The organism is Salegentibacter maritimus (genome assembly GCF_016236915.1).
Lineage (GTDB): Bacteria > Bacteroidota > Bacteroidia > Flavobacteriales > Flavobacteriaceae > Salegentibacter > Salegentibacter maritimus.
Genome location: NZ_JAEHOK010000045.1, coordinates 4,053 through 7,185, shown reverse-complemented (window position 1 = coordinate 7,185; position 3,133 = coordinate 4,053). Strand labels below are relative to the sequence as shown.

General features: G+C 37.0%; 2 protein-coding genes. Both read right to left on the bottom strand.

Annotation, left to right across the window (positions count from 1 at the left end; genetic code table 11):
• Positions 1–11: 11 nt before the first annotated feature.
• Positions 12–1,277, bottom strand: coding sequence for an IS256 family transposase (locus I6U49_RS16675; protein WP_262894938.1), 1,266 nt, complete (start codon positions 1,275–1,277; stop codon positions 12–14).
• Positions 1,278–1,649: 372 nt separating this feature from the next.
• Positions 1,650–2,726, bottom strand: coding sequence for a glycoside hydrolase family protein (locus tag I6U49_RS16670; RefSeq protein ID WP_198629680.1), 1,077 nt, complete (start codon positions 2,724–2,726; stop codon positions 1,650–1,652).
• Between the last annotated feature and the right edge of the window lie 407 nt (positions 2,727–3,133).

The following is a 3,133-nucleotide window of genomic DNA, read 5'->3' as shown; positions in this document are numbered from 1 at the left end:
GGGTCTGTAAATTAAACTCTGTCTGATGTTTCAATTCCTCTGGGGCTAGCCCCAGAGGAATTGGCGTTTATGTCCAGCGGTATCCGGTCTCCAAATTTAATATAAAATTGCTGAATCGTAAGGCTCCAATTATGCAAAGGAGCGGTCCATTTCTTCTCAATGTTTCGTGTGGCCAGGTAGACTAGCTTTAGCAGCGACATATCAGTGGTGAAAGCACCCTTGGTTTTGGTAACTTTCCGGATTTGCCGATGGAAGCCCTCTACGGCATTAGTGGTGTAAATAATCTTCCTAATGGGTTCTGTATACTCAAAATACTGGGATAGCTGTTCCCAGTTACGCTGCCAACTTTCAATAACTACAGGATATTTATTACCCCATTTCCCTTCCAGGTTCAATAGCTCATCTTCGGCTACATCTTTAGTGACAGCCCTATAGACCTTTTTCAGGTCTTTCATAAACTCTTTTTGATCTTTAGAGGCAATATACTTCAATGAATTACGGATTTGGTGTACAATACAAAGCTGAACCTGAGCCTTTGGATAAACGCTTAAGATGGCTTGTGTAAAGCCTTTGAGATTATCTGTACAGGCTATTAAGATATCCTGTAATCCACGGTTATGAAGGTCGGTTAAAACCTGTAGCCAGAAATTAGCACCTTCGCTCTCAGAGATATACATCCCCAGGATTTCCTTTTTCCCTTCTTTGGTAATACCCAGGATGTTATAAAGTGCTTTGTGGGCAATCTTTCCATCCACTTTAACTTTATAATGCATGGCATCAAGCCAAACAATACAGTAAAGGGGTTCTAAAGGACGACTTTGCCAGGCTTTGATATCAGGAATGATCTGATCGGTGATCTGGCTTAAAACCGTATGGGAAATATCGGTATCGTACATTTCTTTGATATGACCCGAGATGTCACGGTAGCTCATTCCAAGTCCATAAAGACCGATAATTTTTTCTGAAAGATTATCAGCCAGAATCGTCTGTCGCTTTTTAACCAGTTCCGGTTGGAAGCTACTTTGACGGTCTTCAGGGGTTTCAATGTCAAAAGAGCCAAAGCCACTTTTAAGCTTTTTCTTTCCCTTGCCATTGCGTTTATTCCCTTTGGAGCGTTCATCACTACTTAGATGAGAGTCCATCTCTGCCTGAAGGGCCTTCTCAATAACGTTCTTGAGCATCGGTGCAAAAGCACCGTCTGCACCAAAAAGGCTTTTGCCTGACATGAACTGGTCAAGCACCTTTTTCTCGAATTCTTGTTGTTCTTTTGTTGCCATAATTCTGTATGAATGAAATTAATAAATAATTCAATTCAGACAGAGTTTATTTTACACTCTCCCAAATAAGGAATTTATTCGATAAGAATTTTTACTATTCCTCTTTATTTTTACTGCAAAAAGATATATCGTACCCCAAAAATTGCCTCAAAATTAAAAATTTGCCTCCAACGAATGCCTCGTGGGTTTGATTCGAGATAATTTGTTGATTTGATATAATATAACAGCTCTTTTATTATTCATTCACAAGACCTTTTAAATTAAAAAGGAAGTCGTGATATTGCTTTATTTCTCTATACTATAATTATGAGCCTTTCTTTATATTCAACTAATCTTTCCTGTCTTCCTTTTCTTAGGCATTTTAAATATAAATTACTTTGATTTCAAAGGAATATGGATATTGAAAGAATGCCCATTTTCATTTGAAGGTGATTGAATTGCGCATGCTGAAAATAATACCAAGGGCTCGCCCTGTTCATCCATCAACAATTGTGGTCGTTCTAACCTTGCAACAGTTTCTGAACTTCCATTCTCCCAACGCACTTTTAAATCGGATGCCAGGACATTTTTTGCCGGTGACCATTCTGTACCATCTACCGATTTAAAAAGCGCCATAGAATGGCCTTTACCTGTTATATCTCCATTAAAATCCCTAACCAGCGCATAAAACAAATTCCTTGTATTATTATACCATATAAAAGGATCTTCTGCCATAGCTACATTTCCATCATCTTTTAGTACTTTTAATATAGGTTCCTTTTGTACCTTAAATCCACCATCGGGGTGATTAGAAATAGCTACACCGTGTATTGGGGCAAAGCTTTTTTTATCCTGCCAACTTTTAAAAACCATTATATATTTTCCATCCGGACGTTTTTCTACAGAAGGATTAACCACAACAATATTGGCTACAGAAATATTTAAGCTATCACCAAACTCCTCTTCTTTAGGAACATTATACCCAAAATTAGAAAGTGGCTTTAATAATGGCGTCTCACTGCGTTTAAATTTTCCATTCTTCAAGTCTTCAAATGAATTAAACACTACAACTCCAATACGTTGGTGACGAACCAAAACCCCTCGATTAACACTTTGCTCTTTAGTAAAAGGATCAGACGTACCTGTGTAATACAAATAATACTTACCTTCAAATTTCTTTAAATGAGGATTGTAAACAGACGCACCATCCCAGGCATGAAACAAACCTTCAGACTTTCTACCTTTAAGAATCGTCTTCTCATAAGTAAACGGTCCCAAAGGATTTTCGGCCGTTGCATAGCACAACTCAGCATCCATTAACCAACCATCACTAAAAGCATATTTTTTTGGCCAACGGCAGTATATCATATGGTATTTCCCATCGTCTCCTTTCTGTACACTCGCTCCCCAGGTAAACCAATTATCATCTTCTAGTTTAGATTTTTCTGGAACAGCTTGTATCAATTCCATAAAATTGAGGTTATCACTAACTGATTCACCTTTTTTAGATGTGTTGGTCTTATTTCCCTTACAAGAAAAAAGTAAACCTGCCATTATTATGAGTATTACTAATCCTTTATTCATTTTCATCTATAATAAAATATTAAAATTAAACTTTTTTTACGGTAGACCTCCCCAGGTGAAAACCACTTAATTATCCAAAAATATTATTTTAAACAATAATATGAATTCACAATAATTATAATCAAGACGAGTAAAGAAGACCACTAAAACTTTCCTCCAAAACTACTTCCCAACGGAGATAGCCAAAAGCAACTTCTAGCAAGAAGCAGGTATTTACTCTACAAATCAACAGAGAAGTGGACTAATAATCAAAAAGAAAGGGCAGCTATCTTATTTACCGAATATCCTGAAAT